Origin of the sequence: Kitasatospora sp. NPDC094028 (assembly GCF_049543595.1) — a bacterium.
Classification (GTDB): Bacteria; Actinomycetota; Actinomycetes; order Streptomycetales; family Streptomycetaceae; genus Kitasatospora.
Genome location: NZ_JBMVFA010000014.1, coordinates 28,113 through 47,843, shown reverse-complemented (window position 1 = coordinate 47,843; position 19,731 = coordinate 28,113). Strand labels below are relative to the sequence as shown.

Below are 19,731 nucleotides of genomic sequence, written 5' to 3'. Positions count from 1 at the left end.
CGACCCGTCGCGACCCCGGGGTGCGCCCGGGCGCACCCCCGCCCCCGTCCCGTACCGCTACGCGCGTCCCCGTGCGCCGCAACCGAACGTTCCGCTACGCACCGTGATCATTCGCGTCCCGGTCCGCGCAGCCCCGCAACCGGCCGGACGGGCCGGGGCCGCGCCCGAGGCTACTCGCCAGTCGTGAAAGAGACTGAAGCGAACTGTGCCGAATCGGTTGCAGAGCAAGCCCTTCGTCCAGCACGATGCTGCGTGTAAGCGGTTCTCCCGGCGGCCGGACGGCTCAACGGGAGGCCGGACCACTGTCGCCGCCCAGGGAAGCGGCAGCGGTAAGCTCCTCACGCTCCGTGAGCGAAGGTCAGGCGCGAAGCCGCGCGCCGACCCGCCCCCAGCCGCCGGCCGGGGGTGCCCCCACCGCGACACGGACACGCCCGCCCCGCGCCCCGGCCCGTGCCGGGACCGCGTCGGCGGCCCGATGCCAACCGACACGACGGCGCCCCTCCCCCGGCGCCGTCACCACAGCACCCGGCGCGGCCCTGACGCCGAGTGCTGAGCGACAAAGGGCCCCGTTCCCCCGCGGGGCCCTTTGCCCTGTCCGGACCCATTTTCGGCCGCTGCCCGGCCGCCGCCCCGCCGCTCCCGGGCGCGAAACCCCCGCCGCCCCGACCGGGGAACGGGCGGGGCGGCGGGGGTCGCGGAACGGAAGGTGTTACGGGTGGTCGCGCCAGACGCTCGGGTCGACCGGCGCGTCGCCGGTCGGCGGAGCGGCGGGAGCGGCCGGCGGCTCGTGCGAGCCCAGCACCTCGCCCACCCCGCCCGCGGGCGCGGCCGGCGCGGCGGCCGGGGGCGCCGGCAGCGCGTGCGGCTCCGGCGCGGCGGCCGGGTGCGGCACCCCGAACGGCACGGGCGCCTGCCCGGGCGGCGGCACCGGGACGCCGTACGCCGGCCCGCCCGGGTACGGCGGCTGCGGCGGCACGGGGGCACCGGCGAAGCCCGGCGTGCCCGGGTAGTCCGGCCCGCCCGGGTACGGCGGCTGCGGCGGCACGGGGGCACCGGCGTAGCCCGGCATGCCCGCGTAGCCCGGCGCGCCCGCGTAGTACGGCCCGGCCGGGTACGGCTGGGCGCCGCCCCGGCGCAGGCCCGTCAGCAGCGCCGGGACCGCCAGCGCGCCGACCGCCGCCCAGACCACGCTCGCCAGCAGCACGGTCGGGAAGCTCAGGCTGACCGACATCTCCGTGGACATGGACGAACGCGCCGCCGAGGCCCAGCCGGCCATGCTGATCGACACGGTGATGATCCCGCCGGCCAGCATCGACAGCAGGACGAGCGCCGCCGCGTACACGGCCGCCAGCCGCAGCCGGTCCGCGGACTCCAGCCGCCGCCGGACCGCGACCCAGCCGAGCACGGCCACCGAGACGAGCGCCAGCAGTCCGGCCAGGCGCCACTCGCCGCCGAGCTCGTGCAGGTCGAAGAAGGACACGTCCGTGCCGCTGGGGCCCGTGTCCCGCGTCGAGGAGCCGAAGCCGCCCGTCCGGTCGGCCTCGCCCTGGAAGGTCGCCCCCGAGCCGAAGCCGAGCAGGGCGAGGCCCAGGTTGGGCATGAAGGCGAACGCGGCGCCGATCTCCCAGCCGTTGTCGCTGTTCGCCGCGGCGATCACGAAGCCGGCCACCGAGGCGATGCCCCAGGTCAGGGCGAGCGCCTGGCCCGCCGTCAGCGCGGCCACCGCCCAGCCGCGCACCGCCGCGCTGCGCCAGGCGGCCCAGCGCAGGGCGTCGGTGCCGTAGACCGCGAAGGCCACCAGGAAGGCGAGCAGGACCGTCCAGCCGAGCGCCTCCGCCCAGCCGGTGTCCGCGAAGAAGGACATTCCGGCGTCCCGCTTGCCGCCGGAGCCCGGGCTGGAGCCGTAGTCCCCGAAGTCGCCGTAGTCGTAGCCGGAGAAACCGCCGCGACCGCGCTGCTCGGGCTTCCAGGTCGTCCCGGCGACCAGGCCGAGCAGCAGCGTCACCGCCCCCATCACCAGGGCGGAGCGCAGCGCCTCCCCGGCGGCCTGCGCCCGGGTCAGCTGGACGCCCTTGGCCCTGCGCCGCCGCAGGCCGGCCCGCAGGCCGAGCCAGAGCGTGAGGATCCACAGGACGGTGACGGTCAGCGGCAGGGCACGGATCTCGTACTCCATGCCCGTGCCGAAGCCCGTGTTGCCGTGGTAGCCGATCCGCAGCGGCGCGCCGAGCGCGCCCAGCGCCGCCCCGAGGGCCGCGCCGTAGACGTTGCCGAACCCGGGCGCCGAGCCGGCGCCGTCCGGCCGGTAGTCGGCCGGCGCGGCCACGGCCAGCGCGGCCACCAGCAGCACCAGGGTCGGCGCGATCGCCGAGACCAGCGCCGGGCGCCAGTCCGAGCCGGTCAGCCAGCGCAGCAGCGGCGGCTGGCCGACCCGCGGCTGGACCGGCTGCCCGGCACCCCAGTTGCCCAGCGAGGGCGGGCCGCCGGCGGCGGGGTACCCGGCGAAGCCGGGCGCGCCGGGCGGCACGAAGCCGGGGCCGCCGCCGGGCGGCGGCGGGAAGCCGGGCGCACCGGGCGGCGGGAAGCCGGGGGCACCGGGCGGCGGCCCGTACGGCGGCGGGGCCGCCGGCACGGCGTCGACCGGCGAGATCGCGGGCGCCGCGACGGCGGTCGGCGGTGGGGCCGCCGGCTGTCCGCACGACGCGCAGACCGACCCTCCTCCCGTCGAAGTCGCCCCGCACCATGCGCAGTTGGTCATGGACCGCTTACCCCCGCTCGACGAATTCCTGGTCCCCCCAGAAAGCCCGTTTATCCCACCGGACCCGAACTGGTGTCAACCGAGAACCGCACCGGCAGGTTTGCCCCCGGAAAACCGGTGTCAGCCCTGCTGACGCGGCACTTCCGGGACGGGCAGCAGCACCGGCGGCCGCAGCGCGCCAAAGGCCCCCGCCGGCACCGCCGGCCGCACCGGCGCCACCGCGGCGACCGGCCGGTAGGCCTCGCCCGGGGCCGGGCGCGGGTCGGTCTCGCCCTTGTTCGGCCACATCGACAGGGCCCGCTCGGCCTGCGCGGTGATGGTGAGCGAGGGGTTGACGCCGAGGTTGGCGGAGACGGCCGCGCCGTCCACCACGCTGATCCCGGGGTGGCCGTACAGCCGGTGGTAGGGGTCGACCACGCCGGTCTCGGGGGCGTCGCCGATCGGGCAGCCGCCGAGGAAGTGGGCGGTCAGCGGGATGTCGAAGATCTCGCCGACGGTGCTGCCCGCGAAGCCGTTGATCTCCTCGGCGAGCGCCTGGGCGCCCTGCTGGGCGGCCGGGATCCAGGTCGGGTTGGGTTCGCCGTGGCCCTGGGTGGAGGTGAGCCGGGGCTTGCCGAGCGGGCCCTTCTTCAGCGAGACGGTGATCGAGTTGTCCAGGGACTGCATGACCAGCCCGATGATCGTCTTCTCGGACCAGCGGTGCTGGTTCATCGAGCGGGCGAAGGTCACCGGGTGCAGCACCGAGTTGCCCAGGTAGCGCAGCCAGCGCGGGGTCTTCCCGCCGCCCCTGACCTGGGCGATCGACAGCGCGCCCATCGCGTTGGAGCCCTTGCCGTAGCGGACCGGCTCGATGTGGGTGTTCTCGTCGGGGTGCACCGAGGAGGTGATCGCGACGCCCTTGGTGAAGTCCGCCTTGGCGCCGTAGCGCCGGTCGGTGGTCTGCGCGCCGACGATCGCCTCGGAGTTGGTCCGGGTCAGCTCGCCGAGCCGCGCCGAGATCCGGGGCAGGTGCCCGCCGTCGCGCATCCGGTGCAGCAGCGACTGGGTGCCGTAGGTGCCGGCCGCCACCACCACCTTCGCCGCGGTGATGGTCCGGGCGCCGGCCTTGACCCGGTCGGTCCTCGACCGCGAGTCGGTGCGGCGCACGTCCACCGCGAAGCCTCCGCCGTGCTCCCGGATCCGGGCCACCGTGGTCAGCGGGTGGATCTCGGCGCCGCCGCGCTCCGCCAGGTACAGGTAGTTCTCGGTGAGCGTGTTCTTGGCGCCGTGCCGGCAGCCGGTCATGCACTCGCCGCACTCCACGCAGGCCTTGCGGGCCGGGCCGGCGCCGCCGAAGTACGGGTCGGCGATCTCCTCGCCGGGCGCCGCCTTGGCGGTGCCGTCGGTGTCCTTGCCGTCGCCGAAGAACACCCCGACCGGCGCCATGTGGAAGGTGTCGCCGACGCCCATCCGCTCGGCGGCCGCCTTGAGGTGGACGTCGGAGGGGGTGACGGTCGGGTTGAGCCGGACCCCGAGCATCCGCTGCGCCTGGTCGTAGAACGGCGCCAGCTCCTCCTGCCAGTCGGTGATGTGCCGCCACTGGCGGTCCTCGAAGAAGGCCTTCGGCGGCACGTAGAGGGTGTTGGCGTAGTTCAGCGAGCCGCCGCCGACCCCGGCGCCGGCCAGGATCAGCACGTTGGCCAGCAGGTGGATGCGCTGGATCCCGTACAGGCCGAGCTGCGGCGCCCACAGGTAGTTCGCCAGGTCCCAGGAGTTGCGGGGCAGTTCGTCCCGCTCGAAGCGGCGCCCGGCCTCCAGGACGGCGACCCGGTAGCCCTTCTCGGTCAGCCGCAGCGCGGCGACCGAACCGCCGAAGCCGGAGCCGACCACGACCACGTCGTAGTCGAACTCCGCCGCATCGCCGGACTCCACCATCTGCACCGCTCCTTCGGGGGTCGAACCTGTCGTGGGGGAAAGCCGGCCGGGGGCCTACTTGAAGCGCAGGGCCTTCAGCGCCCGCAGCCCGCCGGTCATCACCGCGGCGAACTTCCGGTCGTCCAGGCCGAAGGCGGGCGCGATCGGCATCAGCCGCTGGGTCGCGATGGTCTGCGCCTCGGTGAAGCGCAGGATGCCCTCGGAGCCGTGCCGGCGGCCCAGCCCGGAGTCGCCCATGCCGCCCATCGGGGAGGCGACCGAGCCGTAGGTGGCCGCGTAGGCCTCGTTGACGTTGACGGTGCCGGTGCGCAGCCGGGCCGCGACCGCCCGGCCGCGCCGGTGGTCCCTGGTCCAGACGCTGGAGTTCAGGCCGTACGGCGTGGAGTTGGCGGCGGCCACCGCCTCGTCCTCGGTGTCGAAGCGGTAGACCGACACGACCGGGCCGAAGGTCTCCTCGGCGCAGACCGCCATCTCCGGGGTCACCCCGTCGAGAATGGTCGGCTCAAAGAAGTACGGGCCGAGGTCCGGCCGGGCGCGGCCGCCGGCCACCACCGTGGCGCCCGCCTTGACGGCCTCCTCGACGTGCCGGGTGGTGGTCTCCAACTGCCGGACGGAGACCAGCGATCCCATGTCGGCGCCGTACGCGAGCCCGCCGCCGAGGCGCAGCGCCCGGGTGCGGGCGGCGAAGCGCTCGACGAACTCGTCGGCCACCGAGCGGTGCACCAGCAGCCGCTCGATCGAGATGCACAGCTGCCCGGCGGAGGAGAAGCAGGCCCGGACGGCGCCTGCGGCGGCGGCGTCGAGGTCGGCGTCGGAGAGCACCAGCATGGCGTTCTTGCCGCCGAGTTCGAGCGAGGCGCCGACCAGCCGGGCGGCGGCGCGCTGGGCCACGTCGCGGCCGGTGCGGGTGGAGCCGGTGAAGGAGACGTAGTCGGCGTGCTCCACCACGGCGGGGCCGATCACCGGTCCGTCGCCGACCACGATCTGCCACAGGTCGGCCGGCAGCCCGGCCTCGATCAGCAGCTCGCGGGCCCACAGGGCGGTCAGCGCGGTCTGCGTGTCGGGCTTGTTGACCACCGCGTTCCCGGCCACGAAGGCGGGCAGGGCGTCGCCGACGGACAGCTCCAGCGGGTAGTTCCAGGGCGAGATGTGGCCGACCACGCCCTTGGGGCGGCGGGCCTCGACGGTGTGGGTGAGCACCGGCAGCGCGCCGCCGCGCCGCTTGTCCCGCAGGTAGCCCTGGGCGGCGCGCCCGTAGTGCCGGGCGGCCATGGCGACGGCCAGCACCTCCTCGAAGGCGTGCAGCCGGGCCTTGCCGGTCTCGGCCTGGACGAGGTCGAGCACCTCGTCCTGCCGCTTCAGCAGCAGGTCGTGGAAGCGCAGCAGGACGGCGGCGCGGCGGCGCACCGGCTGCGCGGCCCAGGCGGGCTGGGCGCGGCGGGCCAGCTGGAACGCGACCTCGACGTCCGCCGGGGTGGACTGCGGCAGGCCGGCCAGCCGCTCGCCGGTCAGCGGGGCGACGGTCTCCACCAGGCTCGGCTCGCCGGTGGCGGTGATGCCCGCCGCGAGCCGGGCGACCAGGGACGACGGCACGGCCGACGAGACCGTCCGACCGCCGCCGGGGGCGGCCGGGTTACCGCCGGCCGGGCCGGCGTCGGGGTGTTCGGGGGCCGCTGCGCCTGCTGTGAGGTCCGACATACGGCGCAGCCTAGGCGCTCGGCGGCCGGTCCGGTACCCATGGGTAACAAGAATCTGCCACTATCGGGCGAACGCGGCGAACCCGCACCGTCAGCGGGTCGGGGTGAAGGCGTTCAGCACCGTTCTGAACCGGTGCTCGGCATCGGTCCACTCGCCGCCCTTGTCGGGGCTGGAGGAGTAGACGGCGTACCCGGTGCCGTCCTCGTCGATGAACTCGGCCTCGATCGCGCGCCGCCGGCCGCCCTCCTTGGCGAGGTAGCTGAACTCCCAGACGGCGGCCTCGTGGCTGTTCACCGCGGCGCCGGTCAGCTGGTGCTGCTTGTAGTCCTTCAGCGACTTGGAGACGCTGCCCTCCATCTGCCGCATGTGGTCCAGCGGCTTGACGGACTGGCCCACGGTGACGGCGAACTGCAGGTAGTGCACCTTGTCGTCCGGCGTGTAGAAGATCTGGTTGCCGTCCGGGGAGGTGACCCGCTGCCAGGTCGGGGTGCCGTTCGGCAGCGGGAAGCGGAAGCCGGCCGGGTCGTCCACCCAGTGGTAGCCGGCGGGCGCCGCCTGGCCGGGTCCGGCCGGGGTGCTCGGGTCCGAGTCGGTCGGGGTGCCGGTGGGCGCGGGGTCGGCGGTCGAGGGGCCGACCATGTGCCGGGTGGCGAAGAAGGTCGCCCCGGCGGCCAGCACGCCCACGGCCAGTCCGACCGCGGCGAGCTTCAGCAGGTTGCGGCGCCGGGCCGGGCCGCGCGCGGGCGCGACGGGGTGCGCGACCGGGTGCATGCCGGGGCCGGCGACCGGCGCATCGGCGTGCGCGACCGGCGCGACGGCCGTGGTGGGCGCGTGCGCCTGCGCGAGCGCGCCCCCGGCGGTGTCCACCGCGACGGCCGGCGGGCGCGGCTCGGTCGGCTCCTCCGACCCCTCCGGGCCGTCCTCGGCCGACTGCGCCTCCCCCTCCGGGCGGTCGCTGCGGTCCACCACCGGGACGGACTGGGTGGGCGTGCGCGTCGACGGCACGGACTTCAGGCCCATCGTGTGCCCGGACCGCACCTCGGCCAGCATCCGGGCCGCCTCGTCCGCGCTCGGCCGGTCGGCCGGGTCCTTGGCCATCAGCGCGGCCAGCACCGGCCCGAGCGGCCCGGCCCTGCGCGCCGTGGGCAGCGGCTCGTCGACCACCGCGGCCAGCGTGGTGATCGGCGAGTCCCGGCGGAACGGCGACCGGCCCTCGACGGCCGCCCACAGCGTCGCACCGAGGCCCCACAGGTCGGAGGCCGGCCCGGGCCGCTCGCCCTGGGCGCGCTCCGGCGCCAGGTAGTCCGGCGACCCGACCAGGTCCCCCGGCCGGGTCAGCTCGGTCGAGCCCTCGTACTTGGCGATGCCGAAGTCCAGCAGCACCACCCGCCCGGTGCCGCGCTCCAGCAGCACGTTGGCCGGCTTGACGTCCCGGTGCAGCACGCCCAGCTGGTGGCCGCGGTGCAGCGCCGCCAGCACCTGGCTGCCGACCTCGGCGGCGGCGCGCGGCTGCAGGGTGCCGTCCTGGCTGATCACGTCGGCCAGCGAGCGGCCGTCGACCAGCTCCATCACGATCCACGGCCGGCCGTCCTGCTCCAGCACGTCGTGCACGGTGATCACGCCGGGGTGCTTGATCCGCGCGGCCGCGCTGGCCTCGCGCTTCATCCGGGTGTGCAGGATCTGCAGTTCCTCCTCGGGGAGGTGGTTGACGGTCAGCTCCTTGACCGCGACCTCGCGGTCCAGCATGCGGTCCCAGGCCCGCCAGACCGTCCCCATCCCACCCCGGCCGAGCCGCTCACCGAGCTCGTACCGCCCGGCCAGCAGCCGCTCCGCCTCGGCCGCCTCCGGCCGGTCCTGCCCGCCCATCGGCGACCGCTCCCCCGCTCATCCGCCTGCCGTCACCGCGACGGAGGAGGGCCTGTGCAGACCACTGTTCGAACTGATTCCACGCACAGATTAGGCGCACCTTGCCAAGCCCGGTAATCACGTCCACGAGGCGTGTCGTCCGAGCGGTGCGCATCCGGGCCGTCAGCCTGCGAACAGCACCACGGCGGCCAGCGCCACCGCCAGCAGCACGAACACGCCCCCCACCAGCAGCGGGCCCAGCAGGGCCGGGGGTATCCGGGGCGGCTTCGCCCGGTCGTCCGCCGTCCGCCCGGCCCGGGCCGGCCTCCGGCGGGGCCGCTGCGGCACCAGCGGCGCGTCCGGCTTCAGCGCCACCTCCCGCGTCACCGGCTCGCGCCCCGCCCGTCCCTCGTCGACCGGCTCCGGCGCGCCCGCCAGCAGCGCCGCCAGCTCCCGCCGGACGTCCTCGGCGTTCGGCCGCAGCGACGGGTCGGGCTGCAGCAGCCGCTCCGCCAGCGGCGCCAACGGCCCGCACACCACGCTGGGTTCGCGCCGCCCGTCCCGGACGGCCGTCACCAGCTCCGGCACGCCGCCCTCCGGGAACGGCGAGCGGCCGGTGACCATCCGCTGCAGCAGCACGCCGAGCGCCCAGCAGTCCCCCGCCGGGCCGCCGTCCAGCGGCCAGCGCTCGGCGACCGGGCCGACCAGGGCGGCCCGGACGTCGTACCGTCTGCGCCCGCCCGGCCCGCCGAGGTCCTCCGCCAGCGCCTCCTCGGCGACCCCGGAGAGCAGCCCGCCGAGCATCGCCGCGCCGTCCTCGCAGACCAGCACCGACTCGGCGGTGAGGTTCCCGTGCGCGAGCCCGGCGCCGTGCAGCGCGCGCAGCGCGCCCGCCAGATCGGCCGCCAACTCGGCCGCCCGGTACGGCGGCACCGGCCCCACGGCGAGCAGTTCGGCCAGCGAGCAGCCGGCCGGCCGCTCCTCGACCGTCCACAGCAACTCACCCTCGGCGAAGGCCCCGAGGCCGCGCAGCAGCCGGGGGTGCCAGGCCGGCGCCGCGGCACCGGCCGCCGCCACCCGGCGCACCAGCCGGTCCGCCTGCGCGGGCAGCGGGTCGTCCAGGCCCTGACCGGCGGCCAGCAGCGCGGGCAGCTCCAGGGCGCGGAGCAGTACCGATTCGCCGTTCTGCTCGTCCACCGCCCGGGCGCGCAAGGGTTCGGGACGGTCCGTCAGCCGGTACCGCCCTGCCAGCAACTGCCCGGGGCCGCCTCGCATGCCAGTTCCTCTCGCTCACCGAGCAGCCTACTGAGCGGCTCCTTATACGCTCGATCCCATGGACTGGACCGATCTGATCGACACCGCCTTCAAGGTGGCGGGCAACAGCAACCAAGCCAACCAGGCCGCGGCCCTGCGCACGGTCGAAGCCACCGTGATCACGGGCGAGTCGCCGGTCGCCTCCACCGCCGGGCGCCACCCCGACCACTTCCGCAGGGGTGCGCTGGTGCTGACGACCCACCGGCTGCTCTTCCTGAAGGACGGGAAACCACCGGTCGCGGTTCCGCTTGCCGCCGTCACCGACGCCTCCGTGGTCCGGACCACGTTCAACGGCGAGGTGCTGACGGTCGTCGCGCTGACCGGCGCGCACCGCTTCGAGGACGTGGTCAAGGGCGAGCCCTTCGCCGAGCAGATCCGGGAGGCCGCCCGGCGCGCCCGCACCGCCCCGCCGGTCGACGCCGCCCCGCCCGTCGACGCCGCGCCGGCCTGCGCCGCCCCGCCCGTGGACGCCGTCCCGGCCGAGCTCGGCGCGGGCGAGCAACTCCTCGACCAGCTGGAGAGGTTGGCCGCCCTGCACACCTCCGGGGCGCTCACCGACGAGGAGTTCGGCCGGGCCAAGCAGCGCCTGCTCGGCTGAGCCCGCGGCGGTCGGCCCGGCCGGCCTGCCGGCCCTACGGCGCCGGCTGGAAGCTGTTGAACACGACGTCCCGGGCCGGGGCCTGCGCGGCCCACTGCGCGTCCGGGACGATCCAGTAGATCGAGTAGCCGTACTTGGCCGGACTGCTGGTCACGAAGCCGCGGTTGAGCGAGTGCGTCTTGGGCGTGCCGTTGGTCCACTCCCAGTCCGCCGCGTTGGTCCACTGCCGGTAGCTGATCGCCGCCAGGTTCAGCCGCTGGTAGTTGGTGACCTGCCCGCGCACGTTGGGCTCGGAGTCCTGCCAGTCGGCGACGGCGCTCGCGCCGGGCGAGGTGGTCCACTCGATCCGCAGCTGGCTGCCGTCCGCGGGGTTCTTGAAGATCCGCCGGTTGCCGTCCGAGCCGGCCGGCTGCAGCCAGTCCGGCAGGACGACGGAGAAGCCGCTCGGGTCCTTGTACTCGTGGAACCCGGCCGGCACCGGCCCGCCCGGCGCGGCCTGGGTCGTGGCCGGGGCGGGCGCCGGGGGCTGGGCCGCGGGCGTGGTGGCGGCCGGGGTCGGCGCGGCGGCCGAGCTCGCGCCGGTGGCCGGCGGCTCGGTGGGGGCGGGCGTGGTGGGGGCGGGCGTGGTGAGGGCGGGCTCGGTGGGCGCGGTCGTGCTCTGGCCCGGGGTCGGCTCGGTGGTCGCCACGACGGGCGCGGCGGAGCCCGCGCCGTGCGCGCTCCCACCGGTCGAGCCGTCGTTCCCGCCGACCGCCCGGACCACCGCGACCACCCCGGCGATCAGCAGAAGCACCAGGATCACGGTGACCAGGGCCAGCCGCCGCCGGCCCTTGCGCGGGTCGGCGCCGGCCGCCTGCGTGGCGCCCCTGGTCCATTCGCTGGTCACCGGCCGGATCGACTCGGGCTCCGGCGCGGCGGCCGAACCGGCCGACTCCGCCGCCGGCTCCACGGCGGCCGCCGACTCCTCGTCCCGCGCCCGGCTGCCCACCCGGACGGTCCCGAGCAGCCCGCCCACGGTCCGCCGACGCTCCTGCGCGGGCTTCGCCGGCTCGCTCTCCGCCTGCTCGGTCCGCGCCGACTCGGTCCGCGCCGGCTCGCCCTTCGGCTCCTCGGCGGCCGGCGTCAGCGGCACCGCGTGCTCGGTGGTCGACTCCGCCTTCGCGGTGGCCTCCGCGACCACCCGCTTCAGCATCGACCGGGTCTGCGAGGCGTCCAACCGCTTCGCCGGGTCCTTCTCCAGCAGCCCCTCGATCACCGGCAGCAGCGGCCCGGCGTTCTCCGGCACCGTCAGGTCCTCGGTCATCACCGCGGTCAGCGTGGCCAGCGCCGAGCCCCGGTCGTACGGCGGCCGGCCCTCCACCATCGCGTACAGCGTGCCGCCGAGCGACCACAGGTCGGCGGGCGGGCCGGGCTTCTGCCCGCGCGCCCGCTCCGGGGATATGTAGGACGGCGCGCCGACCAGCATCCCGGTGGAGGTGACGGAGGCGTCGCCCTCCACGCTGGCGATGCCGAAGTCGGTCAGCACCACCCGGCCGTCCTCGCCGATCAGCACGTTGGACGGCTTCACGTCGCGGTGCAGGATGCCCAGCGCGTGCGCGGAGATCAGCACGCCCAGCACGTCCAGCGCGATCTCGGCGGCCCGGGCGGGCTCCAGCGGCCCGTCCTCGCGGACGACGTCGGCCAGCGAGCGGGACTCGACCAGCTCCATGACGATCCACGGCCGGTCGTCCTCCTCGACCACGTCGAAGACGGTCACCGCCGAGTTGTGCCGGATCCGGGCGGTCGCCTTGGCCTCGCGCAGCGTCCGGACGATCAGCCGGTGCTTCTCCTCCTCCTCGACGCTGGCGTTCATCCGCAGTTCCTTGACCGCGACGGTCCGGTCCAGCATCTCGTCCTCGGCGCGCCAGACGGTGCCCATGCCGCCGCGCCCGAGCACCGCGGTCAGCCGGTAGCGGCCGGCCAGCAGGCGGCCGGTGGAGCCCTGCGCCTCGGTCATTCGGAACGTTCCCCCATGTGCTGCCGGCGGTCGTGGTGACGGCGCGTCGGTCCTGCCGGGCCCGGACGGCCAAGCCTCCATCATCCCCTGTCCCGAGGGCCCGCGGCCACCCACCCCCTGCCCAGAGCCCGGACGAACCGGAACGCTCGCGGCGCTCCGTGCCCGATCTGTGATCGAAAACTCGCCGAGATCCGTCCGAAACGCTGCTACCGTTCGGCAGCTTCATCGTCTTTCCGGGGGGACTCGACGCCCATGACCGCACCCGCACCGGACGCTGACGGCCAGTCGGTCCGCTCGCGAACCGCACAGCACTACACGGTCGCGCCGCTCCCGGCCGCCCCCGAGGGGTACGTCGCCCCCGGCATGCCCGGCGCCCCGGTCGCGGGGTACGAGCCCGACGCCCCCGCCGGCCGGGCGAGCCGGCGGGCGGCCCGGCACCACCGCACCGCCCCCGCGATCGCCCTCGCCCTGCTCGCCGCGCTGCTCGGCGCCCTGGCGTACGGCTGCGCGCCGCTGCGGGCGGCCGACAGCCTCGGCTGGCTGGCCATCGCCCAGGCCGGCCTGATCGCGCTGCCGCTCGGCCGGTTCGGCGGCCCGGGCCGCCTGCTGCCGCTGCTCGGTGCCCTGCTCGCGGCCGCCGCCCTGTTACTCGGTCAGCTGACCCAGCGGCTGCGCCTGGTCCATGCGGACGGCCCCGGGCCGGACGGCCTGCTGCACGACGCGCTGGCCGGCTGGCGCGCCGGCCTCCGGCCCCTCGACCTGGCCTTCTACGCCATCGCCCTGATCGGCGGGTACCTGCTCACCCGCCGCACCGCCGTCCGCCCCTGACATGCCGCAGGCCCCCGCCGGGCCCCGGAACAGAGCTCACGGGGTGGCGGGGGCCTGCGTCAGCGGACTCAGCGGTGGTTGAGCGCCGGGTTGACCGTCACCTCGACCCGCTGGAACTCCTTGAGCTCCGTGTAGCCGGTGGTGGCCATCGCCCGGCGCAGCGCGCCGAACAGGTTCATCGTGCCGTCCGGGGTGTGCGACGGCCCGGTCAGGATCTCCTCGGTGGTGCCGACCGTACCGAGGTTCACCCGCTTGCCGCGCGGCAGCTCCTCGTGGACGGCCTCCATGCCCCAGTGGAAGCCCTTGCCCGGCGCGTCGGTGGCCCGGGCCAGCGCGGCACCGATCATCACCGCGTCGGCGCCGCAGGCGACGGCCTTCGGGATGTCGCCGCTGTAGCCGACGCCGCCGTCCGCGATGACGTGCACGTAGCGGCCGCCGGACTCGTCCATGTAGTCCCGGCGGGCGGCGGCCACGTCGGCGACGGCGGTGGCCATCGGCACCTGGATGCCGAGCACGTTGCGAGTGGTGTGGGCGGCGCCGCCGCCGAAGCCGACCAGCACGCCGGCCGCGCCGGTGCGCATCAGGTGCAGCGCGGCGGTGTAGGTGGCGCAGCCGCCGACGATCACCGGGACGTCGAGCTCGTAGATGAACTGCTTGAGGTTCAGCGGCTCGGCGGCGCTGGAGACGTGCTCGGCCGAGACGGTGGTGCCGCGGATGACGAAGACGTCGACGCCCGCGTCCACGACGGCCTTGGAGAACTCGGCGGTGCGCTGCGGCGAGAGCGCGGCGGCGGTGACCACGCCGGAGTCGCGCACCTCCTGGATGCGCTGCTTGATCAGCTCGGCACGGATCGGCGCGGAGTAGACCTCCTGCAGGCGGCGGGTCGCGGCGGCCTCGTCGGTGATCGAGGCGATCTCGTCGAGCAGCGGCTGCGGGTCCTCGTAGCGGGTCCAGAGGCCTTCGAGGTTCAGCACCCCGAGGCCGCCGAGCCGGCCGATGGCGATGGCCTGCTGCGGCGAGACCACGCTGTCCATCGGGGCCGCCAGGAAGGGCAGCTCGAAGCGGTAGGCGTCGATCTGCCAGGCGATCGAGACCTCCTTCGGGTCCCGGGTGCGGCGGCTGGGGACGACGGCGATGTCGTCGAAGGAGTACGCCCGTCGGCCGCGCTTGCCTCGCCCGATCTCGATCTCAGTCACTTCGAGCCCTTCTGGTTTGTTGCTCATGCCCGCCGGGTCACCCCGGCCGCCCCCCAGTATCCCGTACGGGAGGGACCGCCGCCCGGACGGCCCGGCCCCCGGACACGCGGAAGGGCCCGCCGGAGCGGGCCCTTCGTGGTGCGGTGCGTCAGCGGGCCGAGTAGTTCGGCGCCTCGACGGTCATCTGGATGTCGTGCGGGTGGCTCTCCTTGAGGCCCGCCGCGGTGATCCGGACGAAACGGCCCTTGCTCTCCATCTCGGCGATGGTGGCGGCGCCCACGTAGCCCATGGTCTGGCGCAGGCCGCCGACCAGCTGGTGCAGCACGGCCGACAGCGGGCCGCGGTACTGCACCTGGCCCTCGATGCCCTCGGGGACGAGCTTGTCGTCCGAGGCCACCTCGGCCTGGAAGTAGCGGTCCTTGGAGTAGGAGCGGCCCTGGCCGCGGGACTGCATCGCGCCCAGCGAGCCCATGCCGCGGTAGGACTTGAACTGCTTGCCGTTGATGAACAGCAGCTCGCCCGGGGACTCCTCGCAGCCGGCCAGCAGCGAGCCGAGCATCACGGTGTCGGCACCGGCGGCCAGCGCCTTGCCGATGTCGCCCGAGTACTGCAGGCCGCCGTCGCCGATGACCGGCACGCCGGCCGCCTGGCAGGCCTGGGCGGCCTCGTAGATGGCGGTGATCTGCGGGACGCCGATGCCGGCGACCACGCGGGTGGTGCAGATGGAGCCGGGGCCGACGCCGACCTTGACGCCGTCCACGCCGGCGTCGATCAGCGCCTGGGCGCCGTCCCGGGTGGCGACGTTGCCGCCGACCACGTCGACCTTGACGGCCGACTTGATCTTCTCGATCCAGGCCAGCGCGTTGTGGCTGTGGCCGTGCGAGGTGTCGACGACCAGGAAGTCCACGCCCGCCTCGACCAGGGCCTGGGCCCGGTCGAAGGCCTCGGCGCTGGCGCCCACGGCGGCGCCGACCAGCAGCCGGCCCTCGGAGTCCTTGGCGGCGTTCGGGTACTGCTCGGCCTTGACGAAGTCCTTGACCGTGATGAGGCCCTTGATCCGGCCCTCGTCGTCGACCAGCGGCAGCTTCTCGATCTTGTGGCGGCGCAGCAGCGCCATCGCGTCCTCGCCGGAGATGCCGACCTTGCCGGTGATCAGCGGCATCGGGGTCATGATCTCGCGGACCTGGCGGCTGCGGTCCGACTCGAAGGCCATGTCGCGGTTGGTGACGATGCCGAGCAGCTTGCCGGCCTCGTCCGCGATCGGGACGCCGGAGATGCGGAACTTGGCGCACAGCGCGTCGGCCTCGGCCAGCGTGGTGTCCGGGCCGACCGTGATCGGGTCGGTGACCATGCCGGACTCGGAGCGCTTCACCAGGTCGACCTGGTTGGCCTGGTCCTCGACCGACAGGTTGCGGTGCAGCACGCCGACGCCGCCCTGACGGGCCATCGCGATGGCCATCCGCGCCTCGGTGACCTTGTCCATCGCCGCGGACAGCAGCGGGATGTTGACGCGGACGTTGCGCGAGACCCGGGAGGAGGTGTCCACCTGGTTCGGCAGCACCGCGGAAGCCCCGGGCAGCAGCAGGACGTCATCGAACGTGAGCCCGAGCATCGCGAACTTCTCGGGTACGCCTGCGGCGTTGTAAGACATTTCGGGGGTACCTTCCGTGGCCGGCTTGATCCGCTCGCGCCCTGAGGGTGGGGGCGCATACATCGCTCACTCGTCCGGACCGCCGAAAGCCGGGTGGAGTTGGAGGAACCTCCAAGGGAACCCCGTGCTCACCCGCGAAACTTTGGCAACCCGCCCAGGCGCCGATACCCCATGGTACTGGCACCGCGAATGTGTCCTCGTGTGCCCTTGACAACAACCACACCCCATGGGCCATTCCGGCCCACGGTCAGGACGACTCCTCCGCGAGCGCCCGCAGCCGGCTGAGGGCCCGGTGCTGCGCCACCCGGACGGCGCCCGGCGACATCCCCAGCACCTCGCCGGTCTCCTCCGCCGACAGCCCGGCGGCCACCCGCAGCAGCACCAGCTCGCGCTGGCGGGCCGGCAGGTTGGAGAGCAGTTCCTTGGCCCAGGCCGCGTCGCTGCTCAGCAGCGCCTGCTCCTCCGGGCCGAGCGCCTCGTCCGGCACCTCCGGCAGGTCGTCCTGCGGCACGACGGTCGAGCCGGGTCCGCGCATCGCGGCCCGCTGCAGATCGGCGATCTTGTGCGCGGCGATCCCGTAGACGAAGGCCTCGAACGGCCGCCCCTGGTCCTTGTACCGGGGCAGCGCGCACAGCACGGCGACGCAGACCTCCTGCGCGACGTCGTCCACGTGGTGCCGGGCACCGCCGGGCAGCCGGGCCAACTTGGCCCGGCAGTACCGCAGCGCCAGCGGGTGGACGTAGGCGAGCAGCGCGTCGATCGCCGGCCCCTCGCCCCGGACGGCGTCCGCGACCAGCTCTCCGACCAGCGGCGAGCCGCCCGTACCGAGCACCGGCGGGCGGCTGGGCCTCACCGGCACGCCGGGCTCGCCGGCGGCGCCGGTGTCGGTGTACGACGGATCGAGACCCGGCGCGGAGGGCTCGGCCTCCACCGGGTCCGCCTGGCCGGCCGCACCGGCGACGTCGTCACGCATCGGTCCATGGTGCCTGGTCGATCGGGAAAACGCGGCACCGCGTCCGGAGTTGTGCACCGGAACGTTATGCGCTGCGACACCGTACGGCATGCCGCCGCGCACCACCGGCCCCTCCTGCACCGTGCCGCCTCCCGCCCCGCCGTGGTCGGCGGTCCCGTCCGTCGCGCCGTCCGCCGAGTGTCCTGCGGCTGCGTGGTTCGCCGCAGTGCCTGTCCGCTGGTCCCCGAGGTGCTCCACTCCTCCATGGTGCAACCTCGGGGCCGCGACGTCACACGCCCGTGCGGTGTCCGCCTCCGGATTCGAGGGCGGCGCGCCGCAGCCGACGACGCCGCCGGCGGTCAGCGGACCAGGCCCCAGCGGAAGCCCAGCGCCACCGCGTGCGCGCGGTCGGAGGCTCCGAGCTTCTTGAACAGCCGTCGGGCGTGGGTCTTGACGGTGTCCTCGGAGAGGAACAGCTCGCGGCCGATCTCGGCGTTGCTGCGGCCGTGACTCATGCCTTCGAGCACCTGGATCTCACGCGCCGTCAGGGTCGGCGCCGCGCCCATGTCCGGGCTGCGCAGCCGGCGCGGGGCGAGCCGCCAGGTCGGGTCGGCGAGGGCCTGGGTGACGGTGGCCCGCAGCTCGGCGCGCGAGGCGTCCTTGTGCAGGTACCCGCGGGCGCCGGCGGCCACCGCGAGCGCGACACCGTCGAGGTCCTCGGCGACGGTGAGCATGATGATCCGCGCGCCCGGGTCGGCGGACAGCAGTCGCCGGACCGTCTCCACCCCGCCGAGGCCGGGCATCCGGACGTCCATCAGGACGAGATCGGAGCGGTCGGCCACCCAGCGGCGCAGGACCTCCTCCCCGTTCGTCGCGGTGGTGACCCGGTCCACACCGGGTACGGTCGCGACCGCGCGGCGAAGCGCCTCGCGGGCGAGCGGGGAATCGTCGCAAACGAGAACGGAAGTCATGACCGTCGTCCTCCGCAGCTGATCCGCGTCACGTTGAGCCTCCTGGCTGGTACGAACCTCTCCGACACGGCCGATCGGCGACAGACTCCGTGCTGATCGCCCCAACTCGTCCGCGATCGTTCCCGACGTCCGGCGCCCGCTAACCGCCTCCGCACTTCCAACGACCGTCACTCGAATGAGTTACGGCCTTCAGGGCCATCTCCGCCACTGTACGTGGCCAACCCATTACCGATCAGCCGCATCGCGGTGCACACGCCGCACTTTTCCGCAGCTCGCGCGCGGTGGGCGTGCGACCCGCACACCGGTGCGGAGCGTCGCGCGCCCGCGAGCCACCCGATTGCCACGCCCCGTGCCCGCCGAAACCCTTGCCCCCTTTGCCCGTTTTTATAGCTTTCGTATGGTCATTGACTGTTGTGCCAGTCTGTGGGTGACTTGTCCATGGAGTTGCCTTAAGTCATATTTCCAGGTGTCCACACCGGTGCATCGACGCCCCGCCGCAACGCCCGGCAGCAGCCCGCCGAGCGTCCGGCCCACGGCAGACGAGCCTCTGAAGGGAATGAGCCATGGCAGATTTCTCCCGCCTCCCGGGCCCCAACGCGGACCTCTGGGACTGGCAGCTCTCCGCGGCCTGCCGTGGCGTGGACAGCTCGCTCTTCTTCCACCCCGAGGGCGAACGCGGCGCGGCGCGCAGCTCGCGCGAGACCAGCGCCAAGGAGGTGTGCATGCGCTGCCCGGTGATCGCCGAGTGCGCGGCGCACGCGCTGGCGGTGCGGGAGCCGTACGGCGTCTGGGGCGGGATGACCGAGGACGAGCGCGAGGAGATGCTGGGACGCTCGCGGCACCGGCTGGTGGAGGTCCCGCTGACCCCGCCGGCCGTCGCGCGGCACTAGGTCCCAGCCGCCACGACGCGCCGTGGAGAAACGTTTCTTCGCGGCGCCGCAGGCCGAGGGCGTGCCGCGCCGACCGTCCGCCGTCAGCGGTCGGCAGCCGCCCCCGCGAGCCGCTCCAGCATCAGCGCCACCGCCGGCACCTCGGCGAGGTCCGGCAGGGTGAGCGCCACCACCTGACGCACCGCCGGCGCCCCGGAGGCCGTCCGCACCGGCACCGTCGACACGCCGTCAGGACGCACCGACTGCAGCGCCAGCCGGGGCAGCACCGCCACCCCGAGCCCGGCCGCCACCAGGCCGACCACCGCCGGGTAGTCGTCGGTCGCGAAGTCGATCCGGGGCTCGAAGCCGGCCGCCGCGCACAGCTCCACCAGGTGGCCCCGGCACTGCGGGCAGCCGGCGATCCACTGCTCCCCCGCCAGTTCGGCCAGCCCCACCGGCCCGGCGCGCCCGGCCAGCGGGTGCGCGGCGGGCAGCAGGCCCACCAGCGGGTCGTCCAGCAGCGGGGTGGCCACCAGGTCGGACCAGTCGGCGCCGGCGCTCAGCTGCTGCGCCTCCAGGTTGGCCTCGGCGCGAGCCTCGCGGGCCGTCCCGTGCGCGGGCGCCGCCGGCGCACCGCCGTCCGACTGCGGGTAGCGGAAGGCCAGCGCGATCTCGCACTCGCCGCCGCGCAGCATCGCCAGCGACTCCGGCGGCTCCGCCTCCACCAGCGACACGCGCACCCCCGGATGGCCGTCCCGCAGCCGGGCGACGGCCGGCGGCACCAGGGTGGAGCTGGCGGTCGGGAAGGACACCAGCCGCACCCGCCCGGCCCGCAGCCCGGCGATCGCGGCCACCTCCTCCTCGGCGGCGGAGAGCCCGGCGAGGATCCCGGTGGCGTGCTTGAGCAGGACCTTCCCGGCCTCGCTGAGCTGCATGCCGCGGCCCGAGCGGACCACCAGCGGGGTGTCCACGGACTTCTCCAGGGCCTTCATCTGCTGGCTGATGGCGGGCTGCGTGCAGCCCAGCTCGCGGGCGGCCGCGGAGAAGGAACCGGTGCGGGCGACGGCACGCAGGACGCGCAGATGGCGGGCCTCGATCATGCCTCAGTTATAAGGCAATCTTTGCCGAGAGCAAAATTACTCTG

At 74.8% G+C, this 19,731-nt stretch carries 14 protein-coding genes; 3 read left to right on the top strand and 11 right to left on the bottom strand.

The genetic code is table 11. The annotated features are described in order from the left end of the window. Nucleotides 1-709: 709 nt before the first annotated feature. The 5 genes from ACPC54_RS21560 to ACPC54_RS21540 all read right to left on the bottom strand — a co-directional run bounded on the left by ACPC54_RS21560 (nucleotide 710) and on the right by ACPC54_RS21540 (nucleotide 9,487). Nucleotides 710-2,755: a hypothetical protein gene (locus ACPC54_RS21560; RefSeq protein WP_498966838.1), complete on the bottom strand. Its 2,046-nt coding sequence runs from the start codon at nucleotides 2,753-2,755 to the stop codon at nucleotides 710-712. Nucleotides 2,756-2,875: 120 nt separating this feature from the next. Beyond that, entirely contained in the window at nucleotides 2,876-4,669 is a 1,794-nt protein-coding gene (locus tag ACPC54_RS21555; protein ID WP_498966837.1) for a GMC oxidoreductase, read from the bottom strand. A gap of 54 nt (nucleotides 4,670-4,723) precedes the next feature. Next, nucleotides 4,724-6,367 (bottom strand): succinic semialdehyde dehydrogenase, encoded by a 1,644-nt coding sequence (locus ACPC54_RS21550; protein ID WP_498966835.1) that lies wholly within the window; start codon nucleotides 6,365-6,367, stop codon nucleotides 4,724-4,726. Between the two features lie 90 nt (nucleotides 6,368-6,457). Continuing rightward, on the bottom strand, nucleotides 6,458-8,233 hold the full coding sequence (locus ACPC54_RS21545) for a serine/threonine-protein kinase (RefSeq protein ID WP_498966833.1): 1,776 nt from the start codon (nucleotides 8,231-8,233) through the stop codon (nucleotides 6,458-6,460). Nucleotides 8,234-8,395: 162 nt separating this feature from the next. Beyond that, a complete protein-coding gene (locus ACPC54_RS21540; RefSeq protein WP_498966831.1) occupies nucleotides 8,396-9,487 on the bottom strand; it encodes a protein kinase domain-containing protein in 1,092 nt (363 codons plus the stop codon). Between the two features lie 58 nt (nucleotides 9,488-9,545). On the opposite strand from ACPC54_RS21540, the gene ACPC54_RS21535 reads away from it, so the two are divergent. After that, complete coding sequence (locus ACPC54_RS21535; RefSeq protein WP_498966829.1) at nucleotides 9,546-10,124, top strand: SHOCT domain-containing protein; 579 nt, start codon at nucleotides 9,546-9,548, stop codon at nucleotides 10,122-10,124. A 34-nt stretch (nucleotides 10,125-10,158) separates the two neighbouring features. On the opposite strand, the gene ACPC54_RS21530 is transcribed toward ACPC54_RS21535, so the two are convergent. Beyond that, complete coding sequence (locus ACPC54_RS21530; protein WP_498966828.1) at nucleotides 10,159-12,120, bottom strand: serine/threonine-protein kinase; 1,962 nt, start codon at nucleotides 12,118-12,120, stop codon at nucleotides 10,159-10,161. A 252-nt stretch (nucleotides 12,121-12,372) separates the two neighbouring features. Here ACPC54_RS21530 and ACPC54_RS21525 point away from each other — a divergent pair, with 252 nt between their 5' ends. Then, nucleotides 12,373-12,948, top strand: a complete 576-nt coding sequence (locus ACPC54_RS21525; protein ID WP_498966827.1) for a hypothetical protein — start codon at nucleotides 12,373-12,375, stop codon at nucleotides 12,946-12,948. A 68-nt stretch (nucleotides 12,949-13,016) separates the two neighbouring features. Here the strand turns inward: ACPC54_RS21525 and ACPC54_RS21520 are convergent, their stop codons facing one another. The 4 genes from ACPC54_RS21520 to ACPC54_RS21505 all read right to left on the bottom strand — a co-directional run bounded on the left by ACPC54_RS21520 (nucleotide 13,017) and on the right by ACPC54_RS21505 (nucleotide 17,718). Next, nucleotides 13,017-14,144 (bottom strand): GuaB3 family IMP dehydrogenase-related protein, encoded by a 1,128-nt coding sequence (locus ACPC54_RS21520; protein WP_498966826.1) that lies wholly within the window; start codon nucleotides 14,142-14,144, stop codon nucleotides 13,017-13,019. 148 nt (nucleotides 14,145-14,292) lie between these two features. Beyond that, on the bottom strand, nucleotides 14,293-15,795 hold the full coding sequence (guaB, locus tag ACPC54_RS21515) for an IMP dehydrogenase (RefSeq protein WP_498966825.1): 1,503 nt from the start codon (nucleotides 15,793-15,795) through the stop codon (nucleotides 14,293-14,295). Nucleotides 15,796-16,042: 247 nt separating this feature from the next. Next, nucleotides 16,043-16,768 carry an RNA polymerase sigma factor ShbA gene (gene shbA / locus ACPC54_RS21510; RefSeq protein WP_498966824.1) on the bottom strand — a complete coding sequence of 242 codons (726 nt, stop codon included), beginning with the start codon at nucleotides 16,766-16,768 and terminating at the stop codon, nucleotides 16,043-16,045. Nucleotides 16,769-17,106: 338 nt separating this feature from the next. Beyond that, nucleotides 17,107-17,718 (bottom strand): response regulator transcription factor, encoded by a 612-nt coding sequence (locus ACPC54_RS21505; RefSeq protein ID WP_014136228.1) that lies wholly within the window; start codon nucleotides 17,716-17,718, stop codon nucleotides 17,107-17,109. Between the two features lie 563 nt (nucleotides 17,719-18,281). On the opposite strand from ACPC54_RS21505, the gene ACPC54_RS21500 reads away from it, so the two are divergent. Next, nucleotides 18,282-18,608, top strand: a complete 327-nt coding sequence (locus ACPC54_RS21500; RefSeq protein WP_498966823.1) for a WhiB family transcriptional regulator — start codon at nucleotides 18,282-18,284, stop codon at nucleotides 18,606-18,608. 83 nt (nucleotides 18,609-18,691) lie between these two features. On the opposite strand, the gene ACPC54_RS21495 is transcribed toward ACPC54_RS21500, so the two are convergent. Beyond that, nucleotides 18,692-19,687 (bottom strand): LysR family transcriptional regulator, encoded by a 996-nt coding sequence (locus ACPC54_RS21495; protein WP_498966822.1) that lies wholly within the window; start codon nucleotides 19,685-19,687, stop codon nucleotides 18,692-18,694. Nucleotides 19,688-19,731: the final 44 nt, after the last annotated feature.